General features: G+C 56.3%; 25 protein-coding genes. 13 read left to right on the forward strand and 12 right to left on the reverse strand.

Annotated features, from left to right (window positions below; all coding sequences use genetic code 11):
- Positions 1 to 125 precede the first annotated feature (125 nt).
- The 5 genes from ACR0L3_RS12435 to ACR0L3_RS12455 all read left to right on the forward strand — a co-directional run bounded on the left by ACR0L3_RS12435 (position 126) and on the right by ACR0L3_RS12455 (position 4210).
- Positions 126 to 611, forward strand: coding sequence for an RNA pyrophosphohydrolase (locus tag ACR0L3_RS12435; protein ID WP_480746046.1), 486 nt, complete (start codon positions 126 to 128; stop codon positions 609 to 611).
- Between the two features lie 6 nt (positions 612 to 617).
- On the forward strand, positions 618 to 1157 hold the full coding sequence (gene sigZ, locus ACR0L3_RS12440) for an RNA polymerase sigma factor SigZ (RefSeq protein ID WP_480746047.1): 540 nt from the start codon (positions 618 to 620) through the stop codon (positions 1155 to 1157).
- 64 nt (positions 1158 to 1221) lie between these two features.
- Positions 1222 to 1932 carry a glutathione S-transferase family protein gene (locus ACR0L3_RS12445; protein ID WP_480746048.1) on the forward strand — a complete coding sequence of 237 codons (711 nt, stop codon included), beginning with the start codon at positions 1222 to 1224 and terminating at the stop codon, positions 1930 to 1932.
- Positions 1933 to 2003: 71 nt separating this feature from the next.
- Complete coding sequence (locus tag ACR0L3_RS12450; protein ID WP_480746049.1) at positions 2004 to 3377, forward strand: radical SAM protein; 1374 nt, start codon at positions 2004 to 2006, stop codon at positions 3375 to 3377.
- Positions 3374 to 4210, forward strand: coding sequence for a DUF547 domain-containing protein (locus tag ACR0L3_RS12455; protein WP_480746050.1), 837 nt, complete (start codon positions 3374 to 3376; stop codon positions 4208 to 4210). The genes ACR0L3_RS12450 and ACR0L3_RS12455 overlap by 4 nt, the downstream gene beginning before the upstream one ends.
- A 4-nt stretch (positions 4211 to 4214) precedes the next feature.
- Here the strand turns inward: ACR0L3_RS12455 and ACR0L3_RS12460 are convergent, their stop codons facing one another.
- Both ACR0L3_RS12460 and nth read right to left on the reverse strand, forming a co-directional pair.
- Complete coding sequence (locus ACR0L3_RS12460) at positions 4215 to 5204, reverse strand: adenosine kinase (RefSeq protein WP_480746051.1); 990 nt, start codon at positions 5202 to 5204, stop codon at positions 4215 to 4217.
- On the reverse strand, positions 5201 to 5845 hold the full coding sequence (nth, locus tag ACR0L3_RS12465; RefSeq protein ID WP_480746052.1) for an endonuclease III: 645 nt from the start codon (positions 5843 to 5845) through the stop codon (positions 5201 to 5203). Before nth ends, ACR0L3_RS12460 begins: the two co-directional genes overlap by 4 nt.
- Positions 5846 to 5963: 118 nt before the next feature.
- On the opposite strand from nth, the gene ACR0L3_RS12470 reads away from it, so the two are divergent.
- Both ACR0L3_RS12470 and ACR0L3_RS12475 read left to right on the forward strand, forming a co-directional pair.
- Positions 5964 to 6815 (forward strand): bifunctional helix-turn-helix domain-containing protein/methylated-DNA--[protein]-cysteine S-methyltransferase, encoded by an 852-nt coding sequence (locus ACR0L3_RS12470; protein WP_480746053.1) that lies wholly within the window; start codon positions 5964 to 5966, stop codon positions 6813 to 6815.
- 72 nt (positions 6816 to 6887) lie between these two features.
- Entirely contained in the window at positions 6888 to 7763 is an 876-nt protein-coding gene (locus tag ACR0L3_RS12475) for a cation diffusion facilitator family transporter (protein WP_480746054.1), read from the forward strand.
- A 44-nt stretch (positions 7764 to 7807) separates the two neighbouring features.
- Here the strand turns inward: ACR0L3_RS12475 and ACR0L3_RS12480 are convergent, their stop codons facing one another.
- Complete coding sequence (locus ACR0L3_RS12480; RefSeq protein WP_480746055.1) at positions 7808 to 9247, reverse strand: aldehyde dehydrogenase family protein; 1440 nt, start codon at positions 9245 to 9247, stop codon at positions 7808 to 7810.
- 183 nt (positions 9248 to 9430) lie between these two features.
- Between ACR0L3_RS12480 and ACR0L3_RS12485 the strand changes: the two genes are divergently transcribed.
- Together ACR0L3_RS12485 and ACR0L3_RS12490 are read left to right on the forward strand one after the other, a co-directional pair.
- Entirely contained in the window at positions 9431 to 10081 is a 651-nt protein-coding gene (locus ACR0L3_RS12485) for a peroxiredoxin (RefSeq protein ID WP_480746056.1), read from the forward strand.
- A 249-nt stretch (positions 10082 to 10330) separates the two neighbouring features.
- Positions 10331 to 10966, forward strand: a complete 636-nt coding sequence (locus tag ACR0L3_RS12490) for a DUF1326 domain-containing protein (protein ID WP_480746057.1) — start codon at positions 10331 to 10333, stop codon at positions 10964 to 10966.
- Between the two features lie 66 nt (positions 10967 to 11032).
- On the opposite strand, the gene ACR0L3_RS12495 is transcribed toward ACR0L3_RS12490, so the two are convergent.
- A complete protein-coding gene (locus ACR0L3_RS12495) occupies positions 11033 to 11965 on the reverse strand; it encodes a hypothetical protein (RefSeq protein WP_480746058.1) in 933 nt (310 codons plus the stop codon).
- 197 nt (positions 11966 to 12162) lie between these two features.
- The gene (gene pnp, locus ACR0L3_RS12500) at positions 12163 to 14313 is read right to left on the reverse strand and encodes a polyribonucleotide nucleotidyltransferase (RefSeq protein WP_480746059.1); all 2151 of its coding nucleotides are present in this window, start codon (positions 14311 to 14313) and stop codon (positions 12163 to 12165) included.
- A 282-nt stretch (positions 14314 to 14595) separates the two neighbouring features.
- Here pnp and ACR0L3_RS12505 point away from each other — a divergent pair, with 282 nt between their 5' ends.
- The 3 genes from ACR0L3_RS12505 to ACR0L3_RS12515 all read left to right on the forward strand — a co-directional run bounded on the left by ACR0L3_RS12505 (position 14596) and on the right by ACR0L3_RS12515 (position 18391).
- On the forward strand, positions 14596 to 15360 hold the full coding sequence (locus tag ACR0L3_RS12505) for a DUF3299 domain-containing protein (protein ID WP_480746060.1): 765 nt from the start codon (positions 14596 to 14598) through the stop codon (positions 15358 to 15360).
- A 218-nt stretch (positions 15361 to 15578) separates the two neighbouring features.
- Positions 15579 to 17180, forward strand: a complete 1602-nt coding sequence (locus ACR0L3_RS12510; protein ID WP_480746061.1) for a BCCT family transporter — start codon at positions 15579 to 15581, stop codon at positions 17178 to 17180.
- 290 nt (positions 17181 to 17470) lie between these two features.
- Positions 17471 to 18391 (forward strand): ABC transporter ATP-binding protein, encoded by a 921-nt coding sequence (locus tag ACR0L3_RS12515; protein ID WP_480746062.1) that lies wholly within the window; start codon positions 17471 to 17473, stop codon positions 18389 to 18391.
- A 175-nt stretch (positions 18392 to 18566) separates the two neighbouring features.
- On the opposite strand, the gene rpsO is transcribed toward ACR0L3_RS12515, so the two are convergent.
- The 6 genes from rpsO to rbfA form a co-directional block, all read right to left on the reverse strand.
- Positions 18567 to 18836 carry a 30S ribosomal protein S15 gene (gene rpsO / locus ACR0L3_RS12520; protein ID WP_050605082.1) on the reverse strand — a complete coding sequence of 90 codons (270 nt, stop codon included), beginning with the start codon at positions 18834 to 18836 and terminating at the stop codon, positions 18567 to 18569.
- A gap of 144 nt (positions 18837 to 18980) precedes the next feature.
- Entirely contained in the window at positions 18981 to 20003 is a 1023-nt protein-coding gene (locus ACR0L3_RS12525; RefSeq protein ID WP_480746063.1) for a calcium-binding protein, read from the reverse strand.
- Between the two features lie 91 nt (positions 20004 to 20094).
- Positions 20095 to 20601 (reverse strand): DUF1643 domain-containing protein, encoded by a 507-nt coding sequence (locus ACR0L3_RS12530; protein WP_480746064.1) that lies wholly within the window; start codon positions 20599 to 20601, stop codon positions 20095 to 20097.
- A 21-nt stretch (positions 20602 to 20622) separates the two neighbouring features.
- Complete coding sequence (gene truB / locus ACR0L3_RS12535; protein WP_480746065.1) at positions 20623 to 21528, reverse strand: tRNA pseudouridine(55) synthase TruB; 906 nt, start codon at positions 21526 to 21528, stop codon at positions 20623 to 20625.
- 60 nt (positions 21529 to 21588) lie between these two features.
- Complete coding sequence (locus ACR0L3_RS12540; protein ID WP_480746066.1) at positions 21589 to 22326, reverse strand: phosphodiester glycosidase family protein; 738 nt, start codon at positions 22324 to 22326, stop codon at positions 21589 to 21591.
- On the reverse strand, positions 22323 to 22718 hold the full coding sequence (gene rbfA, locus ACR0L3_RS12545; protein WP_010438628.1) for a 30S ribosome-binding factor RbfA: 396 nt from the start codon (positions 22716 to 22718) through the stop codon (positions 22323 to 22325). The genes ACR0L3_RS12540 and rbfA overlap by 4 nt, the downstream gene beginning before the upstream one ends.
- 92 nt (positions 22719 to 22810) lie before the next feature.
- Here rbfA and dapB point away from each other — a divergent pair, with 92 nt between their 5' ends.
- A complete protein-coding gene (dapB, locus tag ACR0L3_RS12550; protein WP_480746067.1) occupies positions 22811 to 23620 on the forward strand; it encodes a 4-hydroxy-tetrahydrodipicolinate reductase in 810 nt (269 codons plus the stop codon).
- A gap of 6 nt (positions 23621 to 23626) precedes the next feature.
- On the opposite strand, the gene ACR0L3_RS12555 is transcribed toward dapB, so the two are convergent.
- The gene (locus ACR0L3_RS12555) at positions 23627 to 24484 is read right to left on the reverse strand and encodes a hypothetical protein (protein WP_480746068.1); all 858 of its coding nucleotides are present in this window, start codon (positions 24482 to 24484) and stop codon (positions 23627 to 23629) included.
- Between the last annotated feature and the right edge of the window lie 33 nt (positions 24485 to 24517).

The raw sequence follows: 24517 nt of genomic DNA on the forward strand, positions 1-24517 counted from the left end.
CCCTCCCGAATTTGGCGTTAGATTGACGTGCGCGTCAACTTTGTCACGCGAAACCTAACGTCACCCCCTTTGCTGCCGCATCTGCGCTTGTTAGAGGTTGCCTGAACAATTCCACGAGGCCGCGCATGACCCCCGAAGAGATCGCCAAACTGCCTTATCGTCCCTGCGTGGGACTTATGATGATGAACGCCGAAGGCAAGATTTTCGTCGGTCAACGCAATGACCGTCACAAGAATGCTTGGCAGATGCCTCAGGGTGGGGTGGATAAGGGTGAGGATCCGCGCGATGCGGCACTGCGTGAGTTATGGGAAGAAACCGGCGTGACCGCTGACCTGGTCGAAGTGATGGCCGTGACCCCCGGTTGGCTGCCCTATGATCTGCCGCGCGACATCGTGCCCAAGATCTGGAAGGGGCGCTATCGCGGGCAAGAGCAGAAATGGTTCCTGCTGCGCTTCACTGGTCGGGACGATCAAATCAATATCGATACCGACCATCCGGAATTTACCCGCTGGAAATGGCAGGATGCTGATCGCTTGGTTGACGAAATCGTACCGTTCAAGCGCGAGGTCTATGTGCAGGTAGTGGACGCGTTTGCTGACCATCTGTCATAAAACTGCATGCGTATCGAAGATATCTGGCCCAAATACCGCGCCCGGCTAAAAGCTTTCCTTCATTCGCGCGTGTCCAACGCGGCAGATGTTGACGACCTGCTGCAAGAGATCTCGATCAAGGTGTTTAAGGGCCTGCCATCTTTGAACGACCCGGCCAAACTGCAATCGTGGTTATTTCAAACCGCAGACCGCACCATCATTGACCATTACCGCAAATCGAGCCGCGCAACAGCGCACCCGAATGATCTGTGGTATCACCGGGATGATCCCGAAACCCGTCAAGACCTTGAGGGGTGTGTCGAGCCGTTCATTCGTGGGCTTCCTGCAGAAACCGCGGATATGCTGATTGCCATCGACATTCACGGTATGTCTCAGCGCGACTACGCACAGGCGCATGGGCTTTCTTATTCAACGCTCAAATCCCGCGTTCAAAAGGGCAGGGCCGAGTTGCGCAAAGCGTTCGAAGATTGCTGCAACATCTCGATGGATGTGCGCGGGAACATTTCGGACGTGCAGGAAAAATCCACTGGTTGCAAAAAATGTTGATCTGATCGTCGTCTTTTTGGCGCGGGCTTCGTCTGACAGGTGAAGCAACCAAAAGGAAAGACCAATGATCCGTATCATAAGCTTTAAAATCTGCCCATTCGTGCAACGCGTCACCGCGCTGCTTGAGGCTAAGCAGTTGCCTTATCAGATCGATTATATCAGTCTGAGTGACAAGCCGGACTGGTTTCTTGAGTTGTCGCCCACCGGCCAAGTGCCGGTGCTGGTGACCGAAGACGGCGCGCCCCTGTTCGAGTCCGACGCGATTGCCGAATACCTCGACGAAGTGACAACGCCACTGCAACCCGATTTGTCACCGGAAGACCGCGCCCTGAACCGCGCTTGGAGCTATCAGGCCAGCAAGCACTATTTGGTTCAATGCAGTGCCATGCAAAGTGCCGACAGCGCAGTGTTTCAAGAGCGTATCGCCAAATTGAACGCCTCATTCGCCAAGGCCGAGAAGCACTTGGGAGAAGGCCCATTCTTCGCGGGCAAGACGATTGGGAATGTGGATATGGCTTGGCTTCCCTTACTGCACCGCGCGGCGATTGTGGCCGATCACAGCGGGCATGACATGCTGGCCGACTATCCCAAGGTGAAAGCGTGGCAACAGACCCTGGTGGCCACGGGCATTCCGCAAAAATCTGTGGCCGAGGATTTCCACGCCAGATTCTCAGACTTTTATCTGGCCGAACGCACCTGGTTGGGTCGCGGAGCGAATGCGAACGAAGCACCATTGGCGCCCAAGGTGAATCAATCCAGCGGCTGTTGCGGTTGATCGTTCACCGGCCAGCACGTTGGCGTGAAGGGGCGTAGCCGCATGGCAGAGCCCCCTCTAGCTTGGCGGGTATGAAGGATATTGCACCTCACCCATCCGCCATTGCCCCCGCCGGTCGCGCATTCATCGGAACGGATCGTCGCGCACCCTTGCGCAACGGGCTGCAAAGCTGTGGTGAATTTGGGCCAGGCCAGACTGCCGGGCGGTTTTATCCTATTGCTTGCGTTGCGCTTGAGGTCACGCAGCGCTGCAATCTGGACTGTACGCTCTGTTACCTCTCGGACCGGGCCGAGATGACCTACGACCCACCGCTGTCGGTCTTGTTTGCTCGGCTGGCCACGATCCGCAGCCATTATGGTCGAGGTGTTTCGGTGCAATTGACCGGTGGCGATCCGACCCTTCGAAAGGTCGAAGACCTTGAGAAGCTTTGTGCTGAGATCCACCGTCTTGGCATGCGGTCTTGCCTGATGACCAACGGTATCCGCGCCAGTCGAGCCATGTTGACGCGGCTGGCTGCGGCAGGGTTGGACGATGTTGCCTTTCACGTGGACATGACGCAGGAACGGAAAGGATTCAGTTCTGAAGTTGATCTGAACACTGTCCGCCGCGCCTATATCCGTAGGGCCCGAGGGTTGGGGCTTCGTATTCTGTTTAATTCAACCGTTTTCGGCGGCAATTTCCGCGAATTGCCTGCTTTGGCGCGGTTTCTGCGGGATTGCCCCGAGGTGGCTTTTGTATCGTTTCAAATGCAGGCCGACACCGGACGGGGTGTCCTGCGCGCAAGGCCTGATGCGATCACGCAGGATAGTGTGGCACGGGCAATCGAGGCCGGTTACGGCACGTCGCTGCATTTCGATTCTGCAGCGGTCGGGCATTCCAAATGCAACCGTTATGCCAGTGTTATTGCCGCCGGAGGGCGCGCGGTATCGCTGTTGTCGAACCAACGTCTTGTGCATCAAGTGATCGCGGCACTGGAGGCGGTGGATGACCAACAAGATGCGCATATGCGCATCCGCCCCAAAGTGCGACGCATGATCCGAAGTCATCCTATTTTGGCATTGCAGGTGCTAAGCCAATTGGTGCTGAGCGTGGCGCGCTTGGGAACAGGCTTGTTGCGCGGTTCGGTGCGGCGGCAGGCCATATTCATCCACAACTTCATGGCGGCGGATGCACTAGAGGACGACCGCTGTGCTTCATGCGTGTTTATGGTGGCCACGGCGAATGGCCCATTGTCGATGTGCGTACACAACTCACAGCGCGATCTGCATCTTAACAGCCCAGACCGGATCAACGGATCAAGCGGGCCAAGCTGGTGGAACGCCGCCGTTCCAAGTCTGTCCAACAGTCCTGATCTACCTGGGTTGAGCGATCCGGCGTTGGCTCCGTTGAAAAGGTTGAAAGGCCAGATGAGGGCGATGCGACAAAACCAAAAGGACGTGTCATGAAAACGCTTTTGATTTTGCTGCTGCCTTTGTTGGTGGCTTGCGCAAGTGTAGAGCGTTTGGCGTTGCCCGCACCCGAAGTCCTGCCGGGGCAGAGTTTGACCAACTACGTAATTCTGCCGGGGCGAGAGGTTAATCACCAAGATTGGAGCAACTTCCTGTCTCGCTACGTCGCTACGGATGCACAAGGTGTGAACAGGGTGGCCTATAGTCAGGTGTCACAGGCCGACCGGAAGCAGTTGGATGCATATCTGTTAGACTTGCAAGCCATCGACCCCGCTGAACTGACCCGTAACCAGCAGCTGGCGTATTGGATCAATCTATATAATGCCGCGACGGTGGACCTGGTTCTTGAAAATTACCCGGTCGCCTCGATCCGCGATATCAAGGACGGACCGTTTTCGATTGGCCCATGGAACCGTCCCTTGTTGCGGGTGGCGGGCCAAGCACTGACCTTGAATGACATCGAACATCGCATCATTCGCCCCACCTTTAACGAGCCGCGCATCCACTATGCCCTGAACTGCGCCGCTGTGGGCTGTCCTAACCTAATGGACCGCGCTTGGCGGGCCGAAACGCTAGAAAGCGACTTTGCTGCCGCCGAGCAAGCATATGTCAATGACCCACGTGGGGTGCATTTTGACGACCGTGGGCGGTTGATCGTGTCTAAAATCTACGTTTGGTTCCGCGAGGATTTCGGTCCGAATGAGAAGGCCGTGATCGCCTATCTCGAAACGGCAGCAGACCCTGAATTACGCGCGCAATTGCAGAAAACGCCACGTGTCAGCGCCTATGACTACGATTGGGCGCTGAATGATGCCGCCTTCGGATCATAGCGGTTTAGAGCAACCCTTCGGAGCGCAGCAGTTCCTGCATGTTCGCCTCGGGACGCGGGCCGATGTGGCTGATCACTTCACGCGCGCAGACATTGCCGATACGGGCGCAGGTTTCGTAATCGCGGCCGGTTGCCATGCCGAATAGGAACCCAGCGGCGAATTGATCGCCAGCGCCAGTTGCGTCCACGGGAACAACTTTTTCCACGGGAACGTCAACACGCTGGTCACCATTCAAAACCGTCACGCCATCACCCGAGCGGGTGCATACGACCAGAGGGCAAATTTCTGCAGTTTTCTTCAGTGCTTCCTCAAGATCATCCGTTTCGAATAGCGATTTAATCTCAGCCTCATTCCCGATGACAAAATCCAATTCATTCTCGATGAGCAGCAGGAAGTCGATCCGATGGCGTTCGACGCAGAATGGATCGGAAATCGCAATCCCGGCCTTACCGCCACCCTTGTGGCAGTTGCGCGCGGCTTCAAGGAAAGCTGCCTTGCCCTTTTCCTTGTCGAACAGGTACCCCTCAAGAAACATGATCTGGCTGTTTCCAGCCACATCTGACGAGACATCCTTTGAGGACAGTTCTGACGAGATTCCCAGATAGGTGTTCATCGACCGCTCGCCATCGGGCGAGACGAATATCATCGAACGCGAGGTCGGCAGCTCGCCACCAGGCACCGGCGGGTTTACGAAATCCACGCCATCCTCGTTCATCGCATCCGCGTAAAACCGGCCCAAGGCATCGTCGTGCACCCGCCCTATGAATGCTGCGTCTAAACCTAGCGTACCAGCGCCCGCAATCGTGTTGGCGACAGAGCCGCCTGGTGTCTGCACACGACCCTCCATCGAAGCATAGAGAACCTCGCCACGTTCCTGTTCGATCAGTTGCATGATGCCCTTCTCGATACCCATCAGTTCCAGGAAACTGTCATCGGCTTGGGAAATCACATCCACAACGGCATTTCCGATGCCGACAAGCTGGTAAGTCTTCATAGGTTCTTGTCCTCAAATTCGCAGAGATCGCGGATGATGCAGGTGCCACACATGGGTTTGCGCGCCTTGCAGTGATAGCGGCCATGCAGGATCAGCCAGTGATGCGCATGTAGCTGGAAGTCGGTTGGAATGTTGTCCTCGATGGCACGTTCAACAACATCAACATTTTTACCTGGGCAAATACCGGTGCGGTTGCCGACGCGGAAAATATGCGTGTCCACCGCCTGCGCGGGATAACGCCACCACATGTTCAAAACCACATTCGCCGTCTTGCGCCCCACGCCCGGCAGCGATTGCAACGCGGCGCGGGAATTGGGCACCTCGCCGCCATACTCCTCGACCAGAATGCGGCTGAGTTTGATGACGTTCTTGGCTTTCTGGCGGAACAGCCCAATGGTCTTAATATGTTCGATTAGACCTTCTTCGCCCAGGTCCAACATCTTTTGCGGTGTGTCGGCTATCTTGAACAGTTCTTTGGTGGCCTTGTTCACGCCTGCATCGGTCGCCTGTGCCGAAAGCGCGACGGCCACGACCAGAGTATAGACGTTCACATGATCCAACTCGCCCTTTGGCTCGGGGTCGGCCTCCTGAAAGCGGGTAAAGATCTCGCGGATCTTGTGATATCCGAGTTGTTTTGCCATCCGAGCCTTAATGCCGCCGGCTGAGCCGTGACACAAGCCCAAAGCCAATGCGCAAGTTCCGGGTCGATTGGGCGTGACCTCCGCGCTATGGTTTATTCAAGACAAAGAGGTGAGAGACATGAATGTTCAGACCCCTGAAAGCGGATACCACTACAACGTCATGCGCCGCGCGATCGAGTTGATTGACCAGGGCGATGAAACCCTCAGCCTTGAGGTGCTTGCACGTCAGATGGACATGAGCCCCGCGCATTTCCAGCGCCTGTTCTCGCGCTGGACCGGCGTTTCGCCGAAACGGTTTCAACAATACTTGACGTTGGGCCACGCCAAAGCATTGCTCCGCGAACGTTTCACAACGTTGGAAACCGCTCATAATGTCGGTCTGTCCGGCAGTGGGCGCCTGCATGATCTGTTTCTGAAATGGGAATCCATGAGCCCCGGTGAATACGCCCGCAAGGGTGCAGGGCTGACGATCTATTGGGGATGGTTTGAAAGCCCCTTTGGCCCGGCGCTGGTAATGGGCACTGACAAGGGTATCTGCGGCATGGCGTTCGGGGCCGAAACCGGTGAGGAGGAAGCTATGGAGGATATGCTCTCACGCTGGCCTCAAGCGGAGTTCGTCGAGGACCCGATGCGGTTGCGCCCATGGGTACTGAGCGCTTTCGGGTCTGTCAGTGATCGGTTGGAACCGACGCCGCTGTACCTGATTGGCTCGCCCTTGCAGATCAAAGTATGGGAGGCGTTGATGCACATTCCTTCCGGCCAGGTCACTACTTATTCCGAGATCGCTGAACGCGTAGGGTCACCGCAAGCGGTCAGGGCTGTGGGAACCGCTGTTGGGCGTAACCCCGTTAGCTGGCTGATCCCGTGTCATCGAGCGTTGCGGAAATCGGGTGGTCTTGGCGGTTATCACTGGGGCTTGCCTGTGAAACGCGCGATGTTGGCCTATGAAGCAGCGCAGGCTGATGCCTAAATACCAAGAAAAGAGACGAAGATTTTTGGACAAAGTGCTAGACCTCAATTGAGGTAGCAAGAAATCCCACTGATGATCCAAAAATTCGCTCTTTGGTCGATTCCGATTTCAATCGTCGTGCTGACGTTGAAACTCGTGGCTTGGTGGCTGACGGGGTCCGTTGCGCTGTTGTCAGATGCAATGGAATCGGTCGTCAATGTTGTTGCCGCGCTATTGGCTTATTTTGCCGTCTCAATCGCTGGCAAGCCGCCGGATGAAAAACACCCGTTCGGCCACAAAAAGGCGGAATACCTGTCGGCGGTTGTCGAAGGCACGCTGATCGTGTTGGCTGCAGTGTTGATCCTACGCGAGGCCATCATAGCCTTGCCGACGCCGCATCTTGAACAAGCTCCGATGCTGGGCATTGCGATCAACTTGTTGGCAACCGGAGTAAATGGTGCGTGGGCCTTTGTTTTGCTTCGGATAGGACGACAGCAAACGTCTCCGGCCCTTGAAGCCAGTGCAAAGCACATTTTCACCGATGTCCTAACTTCGGTTGGAGTGGTTGTTGGTGTATTGCTCGCGCTTGCAACCGGTTGGCTGATCCTTGATCCGCTTCTCGCCATCGTCGTGGCGCTGAATATCCTGTGGGAGGGGTGGAAAGTCATTCGGAACTCGGTCGACGGGCTGATGGACGTAACGCTGTCCGATGAAGACCTGCATGCGGTGCGCAGCACCATTGAGGCCAATCTTGGCCCAGCGTTGGAGTATCACGATCTACGCGGTCGCAGATCTGCCAACATGATATTCGTCGAGTTTCATCTGGTCGTTGATGGGGGCATGTCCGTCTTTGCCGCGCACGATATCTGCGATGACATTGAGGTCGCGTTGACCGAAAAATACCCCGGCTCTGTTTTTGTGATTCATCTTGAGCCGGACTCGGAAGGCAAAGGTTTGAAGCACCAGTAGGAACCGAAGCGCTTTTCGCGCTTCGGTCTTTGATTTATTGCGGTTTACTCGGCGGCCCAGCCGCCGACGGCTTTGACCTCAAGGAAATCTTCCAATCCCCAAATGCCGCCTTCGCGTCCGTTGCCGGATTGCTTCATCCCTCCGAACGGAGAGCCCGGGCTGCGCGATTGACCATTCATCTCGACCATGCCCGAGCGCAACACCCGCGCCATGCGATTGGCGCGTGCACCGTCCTGCGTCTGTACATAATTGGTCAGGCCATAGGGCGTGTCGTTTGCGATTTCGACGGCTTCGTCCTCGGTATCGAAGGGGATCATGGTCAAGACAGGACCAAAGATTTCTTCGCGGGCAATTGTCATCTGGTTATTGGCGTCGGCAAAAACCGTAGGGCGCACGTAGTAACCTTTGTTCAAACCCTCGGGCCGACCTGTGCCCCCGGCCACCAGACGAGCACCTTCATCAATGCCCTTCTGGATCAAATCTTGAATTTTAGTCCACTGGACTTCGTTCACCACGGGGCCGATATGGCGACCTTCTTCAAGCGCCGGTCCGACAGTGACTTTGTTGGCCACTTCTGCGGCGGTTTCAACCGCTTGATCATAAATCGCGCGCTGAACCAACATTCGGCTGGGGGCGTTGCAGCTTTGGCCCGTGTTTTGCATCATATGCAGGACGCCGCGTTTTACCGCCTTTTCATCCGCATCAGCGAAGATCAGATTGGCGCCTTTGCCACCCAGTTCCAGATGCACTTTCTTCAACGTGTCAGCGGCCGCTTTTGAAATCGCTGTCCCCGCGCGGGTTGAGCCGGTAAAGCTAACCATGTCCACGTCAGGGTGCGACGAAAGTTGTGAACCCACGCCAACACCATCGCCGTTTACCAGATTGAACACACCGGGTGGGAAGCCGGCCTCATCCATCATCTCGGCAAAGATTATCGCGTTCAGCGGGCTTTGTTCCGAAGGTTTCAGCACCATCGTACAACCCGCAATCGCCGCAGCACCCACTTTCAGCGTGATCTGGTTCATCGGCCAGTTCCACGGCGTGATCAGGGCGGCAACGCCAACCGCCTCATAGATGATCCGGTCGTTTGGAGCGTGATCACCCAAGGGGCGTTCAAACTGAAAGTCTTTGGCTGCGCGGATGAAGTTCTTGAGATGATAAATCCCCGCACCCGATTGTGAGCTTCGCGACATGTCAATCGGTGCGCCCATCTCAAGCGACATGGCCTGCGCCAGATCTTCGGAACGGGTTTGGTAAACCTCGACCAGTTTTTCGACCATTGCGATTCTGTCCGCAACCGGTGTCGCCATCCAGCCGGGCAGGGCGGCCTTCGCGGCAGCCACGGCAGCGTTCGTGTCGGCCTGTGCGCCCAACGAGATCACTGCGCAGGGCTCCTCGGTCGAGGGGTCGATTACGGAATAGTCGTTCGTTGCCGATGGGGTCACCCATTGACCGTTAATGTAGAACTCGCGTTTTTCGATCATGGCGCAGTCTCCTGTGACAGGTACCCGATATCAATAATTTGCGGTCACTCTGTCATCGGGATCAGAGCGCGGCAAGAAGAAATTTGATCAAATTATTTGACGCCCATCTGTGGTTTAACAATTGCGCAAAGTGTTTAAGTTTAAGGCGACCGACTCGGTTTATTTCAAGGAGGGAGATACATCATGGGCTTGCGCATCAACGATACGGTTCCGAACTTCACCGCAGAAACGGATCAGGGCACTATTCAGTTTCACGATTGGATTGGCGACAACTGGGCCATTCTGTTCTCGCACCCCAAAGATTTTACCCCCGTGTGCACGACCGAGTTTTCGGCAGTCGCGCAGCTGAATGACGAATGGGCTGCACGCGGCACCAAGGTGATCGGTGTGTCCGTGGACAATGTTGAGGACCACAAGAATTGGAAGAAAGACATCGAAGCCTATGGCAATGCCAATCCCGGTTTCCCGATTATTGCGGATGACGGTCTGGCCGTGTCGAAAGCTTTCGATATGTTGCCCGCCGAAGCCTACCTGCCAGATGGGCGGACGCCTGCAGACAGCGCCACAGTGCGGTCTGTCTTTATTATTGGACCGGACAAGCAGCTGAAACTGTCGATGACTTACCCAATGACTGTTGGCCGCAACTTTGCCGAAATTTTGCGGGCTCTGGACGGTCTGCAGATGTCGGCCAAAGGTGTTGCGACACCTGCCAACTGGGTGCCGGGTGAGGACGTCATAATCCCGCCAGCCGTTTCTAACGAAGACGCGAAAGAAAAGTTTGGCGAGTTCGAGACGATCTTCCCTTACTTACGCAAAACCAAGGCACCGTCGTAAGGCATGGCCGGTTCAGGGGGGCTGTTTGCCCCCCATCGCGCCTTGAGGCGCGATTCCCCCCAAGGATATTTGCAGCCAGATGAAGCGGGCGGGAGTTGTGGAATCCCACCTGTCTGACTCAGCGTTGTGAGGCTTAAGAAGTGGCGGCCTCAGGTCCTCGGTTCGTGAAGTGACGAAAATGTGTTAGGGTAACGCAGGCAGGCAACCATAAACATCGAGCATTCAGACTGTGCATTACAGGAGAAGACGATGGCATTTACAGATTGGTATATTGAAGGCGATGCTTTTGGAAACTGCAATTGCGGCTATGCCTGCCCCTGCCAGTTCGAGGAATTACCGACCCATGGCAATTGTCGTGGTTTCGAAGTGCTGGAAGTCAAAAAGGGGCATTTTGGCGATACAGATTTGAGTGGTACGAAGGCCGCCTTGATATACGCTTGGCCGGGTCCGATATTCGAGGGCGGTGGTGAGATGCAGGTGATTATCGACCCCAGCGCCACCGAAGCGCAGAGGGACGCTTTGGAAAAAGTGTTCCACGGTGAAGAGACCGACGAAATGGCCACACATTGGTTTGTCTTCCGGGCGATGTGCGACAACGTACATGAGACGCTGCATCTACCGATAAACTTCGAGATGGATATGGAAGAACGCACCGCAAAGGTGACGATAGGGGATGTGCTGACCTCGACCGGAGAGCCGATTCAAGCGCCGCATGGGGGTGGCCCTCATCGCGTGCGGATAGATATTCCGGGCGGTATCGAATTCACCCTGGCGGAGATTGGCAGTGCTTCGACCAAAGCTGATGCAGCAATCAAGCTGGATTTGAACGATAGCTATGGCCAATGGCACGTCATGAAGCACGGGCCGTCGGGGGTGGCGAATTAAGTGAACGGAAACCAAGACGGGCGGTGTTCAACGGCACCCCTCTTGGTTTTCGAAGATACTGAAAATCTAGACCAACCAATCCGACTCGAAGGTCACAATATCGGTAGAGCCGTCATTGCCGGCGATCTCGATTTGCATCAGTCCGCCGATTTCATTTACAGTCACGTTTTCGATCTGATCCGCCAGTTCCACAATGCCTGCAAGATCTTGTACTTTCAGCGACCCGCCTAAAGGATCGGGCTCACCTGGAGCTGCCACAGCATCCGTGCCTATACCGATCTTTTTGCCCGGTGCATCATCGGCTGAGACGAACACGAACTGATCATCAGGGTTTTTCGGATTGATAAGCGAGTCCGGGCCGAACACATTTGCGATGATGCCGCCCGCGTCCTTCACCAGAAAAGTATCGCTTACGTCATTTCTATTCACTTGGATCGTGAAGCTTTCACCGTCGATGTCCACAAGAGTCACGCGTGGATCGCCGTCCAGTGCCGCTTGCAAAAGCGCTTGATAGTCGCTTTCACCTTTTGCCGAGCCGCCAACCAGATCACCAATCCCACCGACCGCTCCCAGCTCATCATCTACATAGTTTTTACTGGTTCCGATGATCTTACTGTTTTTGGTATTGTCTGTGGCTGATACCACGTTGAAGGACTCGCGATTGTCGCCGACATTTCCTCCGAACCCGTTGTTCTGGTCCAGAGACGACATATCTGCATTCACCCGGAGCGTATCCGTTTTGCCAGAGTCATTAGTGATCTCCAACGTGTAGCCGTCGCAATCCAACCCGGTGACTTTAACTCCGTCAACATTTCCACCCAGAGCCTGATAAAACAGTTCGACCATATCATCGTAAGTCGAATTGGTGTCCATGATACTGTCAAAATCATCGCTGGCGGTACTGACGTTGCCGAAAAAGTACTTATCGCCTTCAACCAGTGTCACAGTGTTCGATTTTTCAACACCATCGCCCACATCCACTGCGATTTGCTTAGCCATTTTTTACCCCTTAACATAGCAACTATACGCGAAATTTAACTCACAGCGGCTGTCGGGCTCACGTTAATTCCGGGTGCGTTTAAATTAAGATTTCCTAAAGCAGTTTAAGGTTTGTCAGGTGTGTGCTGGCTTACAGCTTTAAGCAAAAAGGCCCCGATGTTTCCATCGGGGCCTTCTTTCAGGAAAGGGTGCTCAGATTACTCTGCGCTTTCCTCTTTCTTTTCTTTCTTCTCGGGAACGATCTCTTCGCCGGTTTCCTGATCGACGACTTTCATCGACAGGCGGACCTTGCCGCGATCGTCGAAGCCCAGCAGCTTGACCTTCACTTCCTGACCTTCCTTCAGAACATCCGACGGATGGTTCAGGCGGCGGTTTTCGATCTGGGACACGTGGACCAGACCGTCGCGCTTGCCAAAGAAGTTCACGAAGGCACCGAAGTCGACGATCTTGACCACTTTACCGGTGTAGATCTGGCCTTCTTCCGGCTCGGCCACGATCGAATAGATCATGTCATAGGCCTTTTGGATCGATTCACCATCGGGTGAGGCGATCTTGATGACGCCGTCGTCGTTGATGTCGACCTTGGCACCCGAAACCTCGACGATCTCACGGATGACCTTACCGCCTGAGCCGATCACTTCACGGATCTTGTCGGTCGGGATGTTCATGGTTTCGATGCGCGGTGCGTGGACCGAGAATTCGTTGGTCTCGGAGAGCGCCTTGCCCATCTCGCCCAGAATGTGCATCCGGCCCTCTTTGGCCTGTGCCAGAGCAGTTTCCATGATCTGCGGCGTGATGCCTGCGACCTTGATGTCCATCTGCAGCGAGGTGATGCCGTTTTCGGTACCTGCCACTTTGAAGTCCATGTCGCCCAGGTGATCTTCGTCACCCAGAATGTCGGTCAGAACAGCGTATTCGCCGTCATCTTCCAGGATCAGACCCATGGCGACACCGGCAACCGGTGCTTTCAGCGGAACACCTGCGTCCATCATCGACAGCGAGCCGCCACAGACGGAAGCCATCGAGGACGAGCCGTTGGATTCAGTGATCTCCGACACCACGCGAACGGTGTAGGGGAAGTCGGTCGGCGCAGGCAGAACCGCCTGCAGTGCGCGCCATGCCAGCTTGCCGTGGCCGATTTCGCGGCGACCGGGCGAACCAACGCGGCCAACTTCACCAACCGAATACGGAGGGAAGTTGTAGTGCAGCAGGAAGTTCGATTTGAAGTTGCCGTGCAGCGCGTCGATGAACTGCTCATCATCGCCGGTGCCCAGCGTGGTCACGGCCAGCGCCTGTGTTTCTCCACGGGTGAACAGGGCAGAACCGTGCGTACGCGGCAGCAGCGAAGTTTCCGCTTCGATGGCGCGAACATCGGTGGTCGAGCGACCGTCGATGCGCTTGCCGCCTTTGACGACGTCGCCGCGCAAAATGCCGGCTTCCAGCTTTTTCATCGCGGAACCAAGGTTCGCGTCTTCCAGCTGTTCCTCAGTCAGCGCTTCCTTGATCGCTTCACGGGCAGCGGCAACAGCAGCGGTGCGCTCTTGCTTGTCGGTGATTGCGAAAGCAGCGCGCATCTGCTCTTCACCAGCTGCCGAAACAGCGGCGTACAGCTCCGAGTAATCCGGTGCGACGAAGTCGAACGGCTCTTTCGCGGTCTCTTCGGCCAGATCAATGATCAGGTCCAGAACCGGCTGGATCTGCTCGTGCGCGAAGGTCACGGCGCCCAGCATTTCGGCCTCAGAGAGTTCGTAGGCTTCGGATTCCACCATCATCACGGCGTTCTTGGTGCCGGCAACAACCAGGTCCAGACGCTGTTCAGGGTTCAGGCGCAGGTCCTGCATGTCGTCCACGGTCGGGTTCAGAACGTATTCGCCATCCACGAAACCAACGCGGGCACCGGCGATCGGGCCCATGAACGGCGCGCCGGAAATGGTCAGTGCAGCCGAAGCGGCGATCATTGCAACGATGTCGGGGTCGTTGACCAGATCGTGGCTCAGCACGGTGCACATCACCAGAACTTCGTTTTTGAAGCCGTCAACGAACAGCGGGCGGATCGGACGGTCGATCAGACGCGCGGTCAGCGTCTCTTTTTCGGTCGGGCGCGCCTCGCGCTTGAAGAAGCCGCCCGGAACTTTACCGGCGGCATAGTATTTTTCTTGGTAGTGCACGGTCAGCGGGAAAAAGTCCTGACCGGGCTTTTGTTGCTTGGCAAAAGTCACGTTCGCCATGACGCTGGTTTCGCCCAGCGTCGCGATCACGGTGCCGTCGGCCTGACGGGCAACCTTGCCGGTTTCCAGCGTCAGCGTCTCTTCGCCCCACTGAATCGATTTCTTTGTTACATCAAACATATGCGTATCCTAGAAGGGAGCACTCCCGGCCCTCCGGGTCTCCCGTTTGCTTGGCGGCCCCATTGCCGCCGACCCCAATTTATCTTCCGTTCGAGTGCCGGGGTCAGGTCACAACGTCTCAGATATCGCGCGCATACATGAGAATGGACCCAAAGGAAAGCGAAACCGAACCTGTTGTGCGGTCTGGTGCCCTGCCGCAGTTGTGACAATCCGGGCATGGACCTTGGGCCTGTAGCGTCGCTAAGATGCAAGTGCAGTGCGGGTTTCTAGTGGAGGCTGCCGATGAAGAGCTGGTTGAAGGCAGCATCTCTGGTTCTAGTAGGCCTTTCGGGGCCGTCGGCACTTGCCGCACCGGCTACGCCAATGGACTGGGCTGCCCTTCCGGACCCGGCGGCGCAGAACTTCGACGACCCGTTCCGTGACCTGACCCCGGAACAGTTTGATGATCTTCTGTTCGCGATACGCCTGCGTGGCAGGTTGCAGCAAGATGTCGGCAGCTTAGAAGAGCGTCAGAAATGGCAGGAACTTCTAACCGAAACCGAAGACGCTCTGGCGGCTGATCAGATCGACATCGACTGGCTTCTGTCCCAGCGCGAGGCTGTATCTGAGAGACGCAGTACGGCCGATACCAGCGGAAACCCCGGCCTCGACGGCCAAACCGTGACCATGATGGGTTTTGCGCTGCCTGCACCGCCGGATGAAGACGGGCATTCGGTGGCTTATCTGGTGCCCAAAGCTGGCATGTGCAGCCATTTACCGCCACCGCCGCCAAACCAGATGATCCGTGTGAGGCTGCGTGATGATTGGACACCGGCCTATGCGCATGAGCCGGTGCGCCTAACAGGCCGATTGGTCATCGATCCCTCGGAACGTGAGATGAATGTGGTCGATGGTGTGATGCCAATGCGCGCGACATTTCGACTGGACGCTGATCTTGTCGAGACGATGCGGGCACATGACGGTCAGATGACCTGGACACCCAGCCTAAAGGACCGGTTGCGCGCAGCGGGCAGCCGCAAAACGGGTGGCGCTACAATTCTGGAATAAGGGTTTTTCCTATCGGATGCGCATCGCTGGCAGTCTCGCCGTTGCGAACATTATTCAAAAATATGAATGAATTTTGCGAATTTTTGAAGCCGGTGTAAGCTCTTACCACGAAGGATGTGGTCGAAAGGGCAAGAAACGCGCCAGGGAAAACCAAAAATACTGATGTCCAATGACCCAAGACCTTGGCGTTTGCATGTAGCAAACTGAGGGAGAGTCGAATGACTCAAACAAAAAAAATGTTGGATCCGGATCCCCGGATTTATGACTTTGAGACCGAATATGAACTGGGTCAGGACAACGTCCGGCCATTCGGTCTGGACATTCACAACCCGGTCTTTCTGATCTCAAGTATCCTGATCTTCGCGTTCGTTTTGATCGCATTGGCCAACCAAGAAGCAGCAGCCACCTTTTTTGGCTGGCTCAGACCATGGTTGACAAGCACGTTTGACTGGTTCCTTGTTCTGTCCGTGGACGCGATCACCCTGTTTTGTCTGGTGCTGATCATCCTACCGGTGGGCAAGGTCCGGATCGGCGGCAAGGATGCCAAGCCCGATTATTCCTATGCTGGCTGGATCGCGATGATGTTCGCGGCTGGCATCGGTATCGGTCTGCTGTTTTTTGGCGTGATGGAGCCTGTGTATTACAACTTTGCCGAGGACGGTAATGCGCGCCCATTGGGCCTAGACATCGCTGTGCCGGGCAATGAATACATTGGTATCGTGGGTACCATCCACCACTGGGGCCTTGAGGGCTGGGCGGTTTATGCCGCTGTGGGCCTGGCTCTGGCGATCTTCAGCTATAATCTCGGACTGCCTTTGACACTGCGGTCAGCCTTTTACCCGATCCTGGGCGAGCGCGTCTGGGGTTGGTGGGGCCATATCATCGATACATTGGCCGTGTTTGCGACGCTGTTCGGGCTGACCACTTCGCTGGGTCTGGGTGCGCAACAGGTTGCAGCTGGGCTGTACGAAGTGTTTGGCATCGAACCTAGTCCGACAGTGGTTGTCCTGCTGATCATCGGCATCACCATGATCGCGCTAGGCTCAGTCCTGCTGGGCATGGATGCAGGGGTTAAACGGCTGAGTGAGATCAACATGATCATGGCCGTGGGCCTGTTCCTGTTCGTGATCGCCGTAACCGGTATCGGCACAGCTATCTCGCGTTACTTCAATGTGATGACGGATTACGTGCTGCACTTACCTGCATTGTCCAACCCGTTCGGGCGTGAAGATACCAGTTACTTCCACGGCTGGACCACATTCTACTGGGCTTGGTGGATTGCATGGTCACCTTTCGTGGGCATGTTCATTGCCCGCATTTCCAAGGGTCGCACAGTGCGTGAGTTTGTCATCTGCGCCTTGGTAGCACCCACGGCGGTCTGCGCCCTGTGGATGTCGACCTTTGGCGGTGCGGCCATCGACATGCTGAACGCAGGTGGAGCGGAAGGAGTTCGCGCCACGGTGATCGACAGCTATGCGCCCGAGGGTGCGCTGTTTGGCTTCCTGAAGGAACTGCCGCTTTACGGCATCATCGCCCCCATCGCGCTGATCCTGATCGTGGTGTTCTTTGTCACCTCGTCTGACTCGGGCTCGCTGGTGATCGACACGATCACTGCGGGCGGCAAGATGGACGCTCCGGTGGTCCAGCGGGTCTTCTGGTGCACGCTTGAAGGTCTGGTCGCCATCGCACTGTTGCTGGGCGGAGGCCTTGCGGCCCTGCAAGGCGCAGCGGTGTCCACAGGTATCCCGTTCACGCTTGTGGTTCTGGTCATGTGCTATTGCTTGTGGCTGGCGCTGAAATCGGAACGGTCAAAGATGTAATATCTAAAGCTAGTGAAGATGAGAAATGCCCGCTTTCTGGCGGGCATTTTTTTGGGGAAGCGACTGTCGGCTTTGAGCCCAAAGTAGCCATCGGTGTTCAACATAGCCGGGAAGGTCAGCGCTGAACCTAAAACATTAGACGTGTGTGAGCCTTTCAGTCGGTGTTCGATAGCCCGCAACTGAGAGCATCACGATACTGGCTCCAACCCGTTTGCTAGTTTCAAAACCCAAAATCAGTACACTCGTCTACAAAAATTTTTTGTGGCGTTCATTTTTCGGAGCAAGTCGTCATGATCCAGTTCTATAAATCCATTTGGTTTGCAACAGCTCGGAAGCAGACGATCAACATACTGCTTTCGCTGGCTATTGCCGGGCTGGCCGCGCTGCCGTTGAACTACCAAAAGGAAATCGTAAACGGATTAACTTATGGCTCCATCGATGCACCGGACCTGTGGTCTCTTGGACTGGCAATGGGCTTGGTAATCCTTCTTAGCCTGGCCTTGAAATGGGTACTTGGGTATTTGTCCAGTCGTCTGGGCGAGGGAATGATCCGCAGTCTAAGAAACTCTATTTGCCGCGCGCCAACTAACACCCAGACCAGCGGCGCCTCAATCACTCCCGGGGTGAAGGCAACAATGATGTCGGCCGAAGCAGAACAGGTCGGAAAATTTTCCGGGAGCGCCCTTTCCGAGCCACTGCTGCAAGCAGGAACGCTGGCGGTTATCATCGGTTACATTGCGTCGAACGACCCCGCGTTAGGGCTGATTGCCCTTGCAATGATTGTGCCGCAGGTGATCATCGTCCTGACGGCTCAAAGCCGGGTCAACGTGCTTGTTGCGGAACGCGTTCACACCCTTCGGGACGCCACCAACAAACTGGTGTCTGACGAAATCCCAGCTTCAGAGATATCGACGAAATTTGACGACATCTTCGAAACCCGACTACAGATTTTCAAATGGAAACTATCCTCCAAGTTCGTGCTTAGCGCAATTAACGGGGCCGGAACCGTCGGGGTTTTGCTTGTGGGCGGCTTGCACGTGCTGGACGGCACCACCGACGTCGGCACTGTGGTTGCGGCAACTATCGGTTTGGCTCGCCTGCAAGGCCCGACCAAGCAATTGGTGGCCTTCTATCGGCAGGTCAGTGCAATTGCTGTAAAGTTCAATCTGTTGCAGGACGCGGATTTTCACCTGGACCCAAAAACATCCTAAACCATTCAATGAATGTTGATACTGTCCGCATCGCTGACATCTATTAGCGCTGCCATCGTTTTGACGTGACGATGGTGTTGTCGACTTTTGTGAACCGCTAATCAAAAAAACGCCCACCAAATTGGCGGGCGTTCAAATCGGATAAATCCGGCTTCAATTTTTGCGCATAAAGCTGTTAGCGGCGGATGCCCAGCTTTTTGATCAGGTCCTGATAGCGCGCTTCTTCTTTGCCCTTCAGGTAGTCCAGCAGCTTGCGGCGCTGGGCAACCATCTTCAGCAGACCGCGACGACCGTGGTTGTCTTTCTTGTGGGTCTTGAAGTGCTCAGTCAGGGTGTTGATGCGCGAGGTCAGGATAGCAACCTGGACTTCAGGCGAACCGGTGTCGCCGTCCTTGGTTGCGAATTCTTTCATGACGCGTGCTTTATCAGCGGCAGTAATCGACATCGGGGTCTCCTTTAAAAGGTTAGAGTTAATGGCGCAGGCCGGGATGTCGTCCAGCACAGGCCCATGGAGAAAACCGCACCGATTCCAGTGCGGATGCGCGCGTATAAGCGTATTTCAAGCAAATGGCAAAAGGATTCTAGGTGGTCAATCCAAAGCCCTTAACTGCGCCAATTCAGCTTGGCCGATCAGTTGAATGTCATCCGCGGTCATGCCTTCGACGCCAAGTAAGTGCGCCACGCTATGCCCGTCGATCTGCACGTGGGTCAGGTTTTGATTGTTGGTGTCTTGCTCAATCCGGATATCGGGGTCGTCTTGACCATCCCATGAAACGAACAATTTGTCTTGACCAGGTTGGAAATCCATCACTGTAACAGCTTCGTCATTGGGTTCGCTTGCGATGACGAAGTCATCGGCATCGTCGCCTCCGGTAACGATATCGCCGCTATCGGCCAGGATCGTATCCTGTCCTGCGCCACCGTTCAGAAAGTCAGTGGACTGTTCATTTTCGCCATCGTCGCCGTGCAAGGTATCATCACCGTCCCCGCCGAATAGAACGTCGTTCCCAGAACCGCCGAGCAGATTGTCGTCGCCAAAGCCCCCGTGCAATGCGTCGTCGCCGTCACTCCCGATAAGAATGTCATTGTCCTGACCGCCATACAGGTCGTCATCTCCCTTACCACCATCCAATTGATCCTGTCCAAAATGGCCATACAGCGTATCGTCTCCGGCGTCCCCGGTTAACAGATCGTTGCCTTCTTCACCGTGTAGGATGTCGTCGCCTTCGCCGCCCCAGATGGCATCAGCGCCTTCGCCTCCGTACAAAACGTCATTACCTGCGCCGCCGTCGATGGTGTCTTGAGCACCGTAGCCGTTTATTTGATCGTCACCGTCCAAGCCTGTTAGCACGTCGGTTTGATCGGTGCCTGCTATGACCAGATCACCTTCGAATTCGGACAATATGGTTCCCTCCGAAGGTTCTTCTTCGGCGCTGTCTTCCGGCGTGTCGGGGTCTTCGTCAATTTCCAGAAACTCTCCTTCAGAGATCTTTTCTGGCTCGTCTTCGATCCTGTCGTCCTCAAGTGGCTCGACTTCCGTCGTGAATGCATCGCTCATGGCATAGGCGGCACCGCCAACAGCGGCCAAGCTTAGGAAACCGAACAGAAACATTAGACTCTTCCCTGAACACACCGCAACGAGGGTAAACATTCCATGCAATCAATTGCTTGGTCAAAACGAAGCTGACTTTGTGGTTAATACTTTATCGCCAAGGTTCAGGTTGCTGAGTGTAAGCGATATATAGCGGATGTTTTGGATGCCCGTCCTTGGTCAGCCCCAAGTGAAACAAGGGTTGGTCGGTGCTGCGGAGCAGGGTCTCGACCGCTGGGCCGCGCTCCAAATGTGCGCCATGTGTGCCCCAAGCTGCGATAACTTGATCGGCCCATTCGACACCGTCCAGAATGGCCGCGTCATTCGCCGGACCAACAGGATCGGCAGCGGCGCGCATTTTGCGCGGGTCGGTATCGCGCCAGGCAAAGATGTTCGTCACCTGAAACGCTCCGAACCCCAACGTCCGGGCGCGGCGTTCGCAGCGTTCAACTGTAGGGTCGTTTTGCACCTCGGTCGCGGTTGAGGGGTTCAGCATTACAAATAATGCCTTGCGTCCCGCCGGATCCCAGACGCGGGTCAGGCTGTAGCGATAGTTTTCGCAATCGGAGTATATGGCGGTCGAAGGCGCGTCGCCCTTGGTGTGCGTTCTGGTAATCATGCCTTTCGCCTAACACGGCTGTCAGGCGGCGAACACCCGGCTCGGGTGTAATTCACCCGATTTGTAGATGCCCACGGCCACGGCTTTCCCATCCAGCGAGGCCCATGCCTCATCGCCGTATTCAACGTCCGAGGCGAGCACCATGCCCGGATTGCCGTTGCGCAGGCGGGTTGCGCCTTCGGGTGTGCACTTCAATTCAGGCAGGTCGGCAAGACCGGTTTCCAACGGGTGCAGATACTCGTCCAGTGCGGTTGTCTTGGCCATTTCGTCGATCTGTTCGATGCTGAGGCCGTCCTCAGCTTCGAACGGGCCCGACCAGATCCGGCGAAGTTCCTTGACGTGACCGTGGCATCCCAGCGCGGCACCCAAATCGCGCGCGATCGAGCGGACATAACCACCTTTGCCACAGGTCATTTCCAGCACCACATGGTCCTCGTCTGGGCGGTCAGCCAGAACCAGTTCTTCAACCCACAATGGGCGGGCGGACAGTTCCACATCTTCGCCGTCGCGGGCCAGTTTGTAGGCCCGCTGGCCGGCGATTTTCACGGCCGAGAATTTAGGAGGGACTTGCATGATGTCGCCCAGAAACGGCGCCAAAGCCTGTTTGATGTCCTCATCCGAAGGGCGCGCATCGCTTTGTGCGATCACTTCACCCTCGGCATCGTCAGTGTTGGTGGCCTGACCCAGACGCACGGTGAAGGTATAGGCCTTTAGCGCGTCGGTTATGTAAGGAACGGTCTTGGTCGCTTCGCCCAACGCCACGGCCAGAACGCCGGTTGCCTCGGGGTCCAGCGTGCCCGCGTGGCCTGCCTTTTTCGCGTCCATCGCCCAGCGCACCTTGTTGACCACCGCAGTCGAGGTCATGCCCGCAGGCTTGTCCACCACCAGCCAACCGGAAATGTCGCGGCCCTTGCGTTTGCGTCCCATATCACACCTAGAATCTTGCTGAGGCGCGCGACCTAGCGGATCGTTTCGGCGCTGTCAAACTCAGGGCGCGTCTTCGACTACGCCTACTATTGGTCCCAGCGAGAATCCGATATCCGAGCGGTTGCTGGCGCGCTCATACATGCGAGAGATATTGCCGTCCAGGAACAGCGCATTCGGGGTTTTCAGTACATCGCGGAACAAGCTGCCGAACTCGTGGAAGGTGACATAATCGTCCGAGATCGCAAACACCGCACGTGTGCCATCCGCGCTGGTGCCGACGCCATTGCGCACATAGCGTGACGTAGAGTCGATCAGAAAGCGCGGGTGCAATTCGCCGTCGATCACCAGCATTGGTCCGGATTGGGTTGCGAAACGGCACTCGGGGGTTTTGTCGACGAAATCCAGTGTTTCGAATACATCTGCGCGGCCGTTACGAATGCAGAAAACGCCATTTGGCAGCAGGCCAAAATTACCGGGGCCCGGGTTGGCGATCACGCGCATATGCTCTTGGCCATCTTCGACGTAATGGCCGACAGGTGAGCGGTCGTCGTGATACATGCCTGCGTTCATCGCAAAGGCCAAACGCTTGCCGCTGGGGGCCAGCGCCTCGTTGACCGAGGAGAAATGCCCCAAAAGATCGCCACTGTCGTCGTTTAGAAACAGACGCAGGTCTTCGTTTGCGGCGTCGACCTCGCATACAGTGTACCGCTTGTCGTCGTGGGTGACTTTTTCACAGCTCACCGCGCCAGCCTGCGCGGCCCACAGGAGCGCGCCCAATGTGGCCAGCGTGCGGATCACTCGTCCAGATCGCGGCGTACCGCGTCCTGTTCGAACATGCGGCGGGTGTCGTCCAGACGGTCAAACGTGTCGTCCAGACGGAACCGCAGATCAGGCGAAAACTTCAGCCCGACCTTCTTGCCGACCATGCGCCGCAACTCGCCTTTGTTTCGGGCTAGCAGTTCGATCACATCCTCTTGCCCTTTGCCGCCCAAGGGCAGGACATAAGCTGTTGCGATTTTCAGATCGGGCGAGGTGCGCACCTCACCCACAGTGATCGACATACGGTTCAGGTCGGGGTCGTGGACATCTCCGCGCGCCAGAACTTCGGACAGGGTGCGACGGATCAGTTCGCCGACACGCAGCTGTCGTTGGGACGGGCCGGGGCCATCGTGGAATTTGTTCTTTGCCATATCCCCGATCTAAGCCCAAAGCAGGGCTTTGCCAAGCGGGCGCGAACGGGGTAGGAGGCTTTGAGCCGACTTAAACAAAAAGGACCAGCGCAATGACCCATATTCCGGGGATCGTCATCACAGGGGCTTCGGGCCGTATGGGGCAGATGCTGATCAAAACCGTGAGCGACAGCGATCAGGCACGTCTGGTTGGTGTGGTCGAGCGAACGGGTCATGACTGGATTGGTCAGGATGTGGGTGAGGCGATGGGTGGTCAGGCGCTGGGCGTTAAAGTCACCGACGATCCGCTGGAGGCGTTTGCACAGGCGCAGGCGGTCATCGACTTCACTGCGCCCCAAGCAACATTGGAGTTTGCCGCGCTGGCGGCGCAGGCGCGTTGCGTTCACGTTATTGGTACCACCGGAATGACTGATGAACAGATCGCGGCGCTGGAACCGGCCTCGCGCCACGCGGTCATCGTGCGGGCAGGCAATATGAGCCTCGGTGTGAACCTACTGGTGCAACTGACCAAAAAGGTGGCGGCCGCGCTGGATGAGGACTTCGATATCGAGATCATAGAAGGGCACCACCACCACAAAGTCGATGCCCCCTCGGGCACTGCGCTGATGCTGGGTGAGGCCGCTGCCGAAGGCCGTGGCGTCAAGCTGGCCGATGTTGCGGATCGGGGTCGCGACGGGATCACGGGCGCGCGTGAACGCGGTAATATCGGTTTCCACGCCATTCGCGGTGGCGACATCGTTGGTGAACATGACGTGTTGTTTGCTGCACCCGGAGAGCGCATTGTCCTGCGCCATCTGGCCACCGACCGCGCCATCTTTGCCCGCGGCGCGCTGAAAGCGGCGTTGTGGGGACAGGGGAAAGCACCCGGTCAGTATGACATGGTGGATGTGCTGGGGCTTTAAGCCTCTTTACCGAAAGGCGGACATTCCGGGCGGCTCAGTGGCCTCTTGTTCGACTTGCGCGAACAGCGCACCAAGCCGCTGGTCCCATGTTGGGTACCGGCCTGTCAGCGCAAAGGTGAGGCGCTCGGCTCCGATGGAAATACCCAGCGGGGCAGCTTCCCCTCCGATCACGATTTCTCCAATTTCGGTCCAGTTTTCGGACGGAGGATAGGCGGTGGGGGCTGGCTCGTCCGTGTCGCCTATTCGGTAGTAGACTCCCATCGTCACGATGTAGTCATCGCCAAATGGATCGGGGAAAAAATAGCCTGATGCGTCGCGTGCGGCCAACGCTTCTTCTTCGTCGCGCAGCAAGACTTTTTCGGTGAAGGGTAGGCCCAACTCGTCCATCACCGGGCGCATACCTTCGGCTTGCGGTACGCTGACAAAGGCAATGCGGGAGGAATCAAGACCAAACACTTCGGTCAGAAGACGCATCATCAGGCGTGTTGTGGCCTGACCGTCGGCATCCGCGGGATGGCAGCCAACCTCGTGGAAAAGTGGTAACACATCTGCGCGAGATTTCTCATCTACATCGGCAACGCGCGCCAAAGGCTGGATGACAAAGGCGTTGGATGGCAAAACAGATTGATCGAAATCGTGCCGAAATCCGCCATTGTAGTCATTGATCCCGGATACAATCGAAAGGGCGTCCGCTTCGGTGAATCCAAGTTCCGAGAATGCGGTTCTCAGTTGATTGAGCGTATCAGCAAGGTCCTGCTCGAACCCCTCATCCTGGTCTGTTGCCGCAATCGTCATACGCGGCAGCAACGTTCCAACTGTTGCCGCGGTTCCCAACTGGACAACCTTGCGCCTGTTCAATCCCATGTGATGCTTCCCGTAGCTGCTGGATGTTGTTCA

Source organism: Ruegeria sp. CK1, from assembly GCF_056536545.1.

Excerpts from the sequence above, each read along its gene's own strand:
- pnp (WP_480746059.1), bottom strand. The coding sequence starts at position 14,313 with ATGTTTGATGTAACAAAGAAATCGATTCAGTGGGGCGAAGAGACGCTG.
- ACR0L3_RS12450 (WP_480746049.1), top strand. The coding sequence starts at position 2,004 with ATGAAGGATATTGCACCTCACCCATCCGCCATTGCCCCCGCCGGTCGC.
- rpsO (WP_050605082.1), bottom strand. The coding sequence starts at position 18,836 with ATGTCGATTACTGCCGCTGATAAAGCACGCGTCATGAAAGAATTCGCA.
- truB (WP_480746065.1), bottom strand. The coding sequence starts at position 21,528 with ATGGGACGCAAACGCAAGGGCCGCGACATTTCCGGTTGGCTGGTGGTG.
- ACR0L3_RS12475 (WP_480746054.1), top strand. The coding sequence starts at position 6,888 with ATGATCCAAAAATTCGCTCTTTGGTCGATTCCGATTTCAATCGTCGTG.
- nth (WP_480746052.1), bottom strand. The coding sequence starts at position 5,845 with ATGGCAAAACAACTCGGATATCACAAGATCCGCGAGATCTTTACCCGC.
- ACR0L3_RS12490 (WP_480746057.1), top strand. The coding sequence starts at position 10,331 with ATGGCATTTACAGATTGGTATATTGAAGGCGATGCTTTTGGAAACTGC.
- dapB (WP_480746067.1), top strand. The coding sequence starts at position 22,811 with ATGACCCATATTCCGGGGATCGTCATCACAGGGGCTTCGGGCCGTATG.
- ACR0L3_RS12485 (WP_480746056.1), top strand. The coding sequence starts at position 9,431 with ATGGGCTTGCGCATCAACGATACGGTTCCGAACTTCACCGCAGAAACG.
- ACR0L3_RS12460 (WP_480746051.1), bottom strand. The coding sequence starts at position 5,204 with ATGAAGACTTACCAGCTTGTCGGCATCGGAAATGCCGTTGTGGATGTG.
- ACR0L3_RS12530 (WP_480746064.1), bottom strand. The coding sequence starts at position 20,601 with ATGATTACCAGAACGCACACCAAGGGCGACGCGCCTTCGACCGCCATA.
- sigZ (WP_480746047.1), top strand. The coding sequence starts at position 618 with ATGCGTATCGAAGATATCTGGCCCAAATACCGCGCCCGGCTAAAAGCT.
- ACR0L3_RS12495 (WP_480746058.1), bottom strand. The coding sequence starts at position 11,965 with ATGGCTAAGCAAATCGCAGTGGATGTGGGCGATGGTGTTGAAAAATCG.
- ACR0L3_RS12555 (WP_480746068.1), bottom strand. The coding sequence starts at position 24,484 with ATGGGATTGAACAGGCGCAAGGTTGTCCAGTTGGGAACCGCGGCAACA.
- rbfA (WP_010438628.1), bottom strand. The coding sequence starts at position 22,718 with ATGGCAAAGAACAAATTCCACGATGGCCCCGGCCCGTCCCAACGACAG.
- ACR0L3_RS12510 (WP_480746061.1), top strand. The coding sequence starts at position 15,579 with ATGACTCAAACAAAAAAAATGTTGGATCCGGATCCCCGGATTTATGAC.
- ACR0L3_RS12445 (WP_480746048.1), top strand. The coding sequence starts at position 1,222 with ATGATCCGTATCATAAGCTTTAAAATCTGCCCATTCGTGCAACGCGTC.
- ACR0L3_RS12525 (WP_480746063.1), bottom strand. The coding sequence starts at position 20,003 with ATGTTTCTGTTCGGTTTCCTAAGCTTGGCCGCTGTTGGCGGTGCCGCC.
- ACR0L3_RS12505 (WP_480746060.1), top strand. The coding sequence starts at position 14,596 with ATGAAGAGCTGGTTGAAGGCAGCATCTCTGGTTCTAGTAGGCCTTTCG.
- ACR0L3_RS12470 (WP_480746053.1), top strand. The coding sequence starts at position 5,964 with ATGAATGTTCAGACCCCTGAAAGCGGATACCACTACAACGTCATGCGC.
- ACR0L3_RS12480 (WP_480746055.1), bottom strand. The coding sequence starts at position 9,247 with ATGATCGAAAAACGCGAGTTCTACATTAACGGTCAATGGGTGACCCCA.
- ACR0L3_RS12435 (WP_480746046.1), top strand. The coding sequence starts at position 126 with ATGACCCCCGAAGAGATCGCCAAACTGCCTTATCGTCCCTGCGTGGGA.
- ACR0L3_RS12515 (WP_480746062.1), top strand. The coding sequence starts at position 17,471 with ATGATCCAGTTCTATAAATCCATTTGGTTTGCAACAGCTCGGAAGCAG.
- ACR0L3_RS12455 (WP_480746050.1), top strand. The coding sequence starts at position 3,374 with ATGAAAACGCTTTTGATTTTGCTGCTGCCTTTGTTGGTGGCTTGCGCA.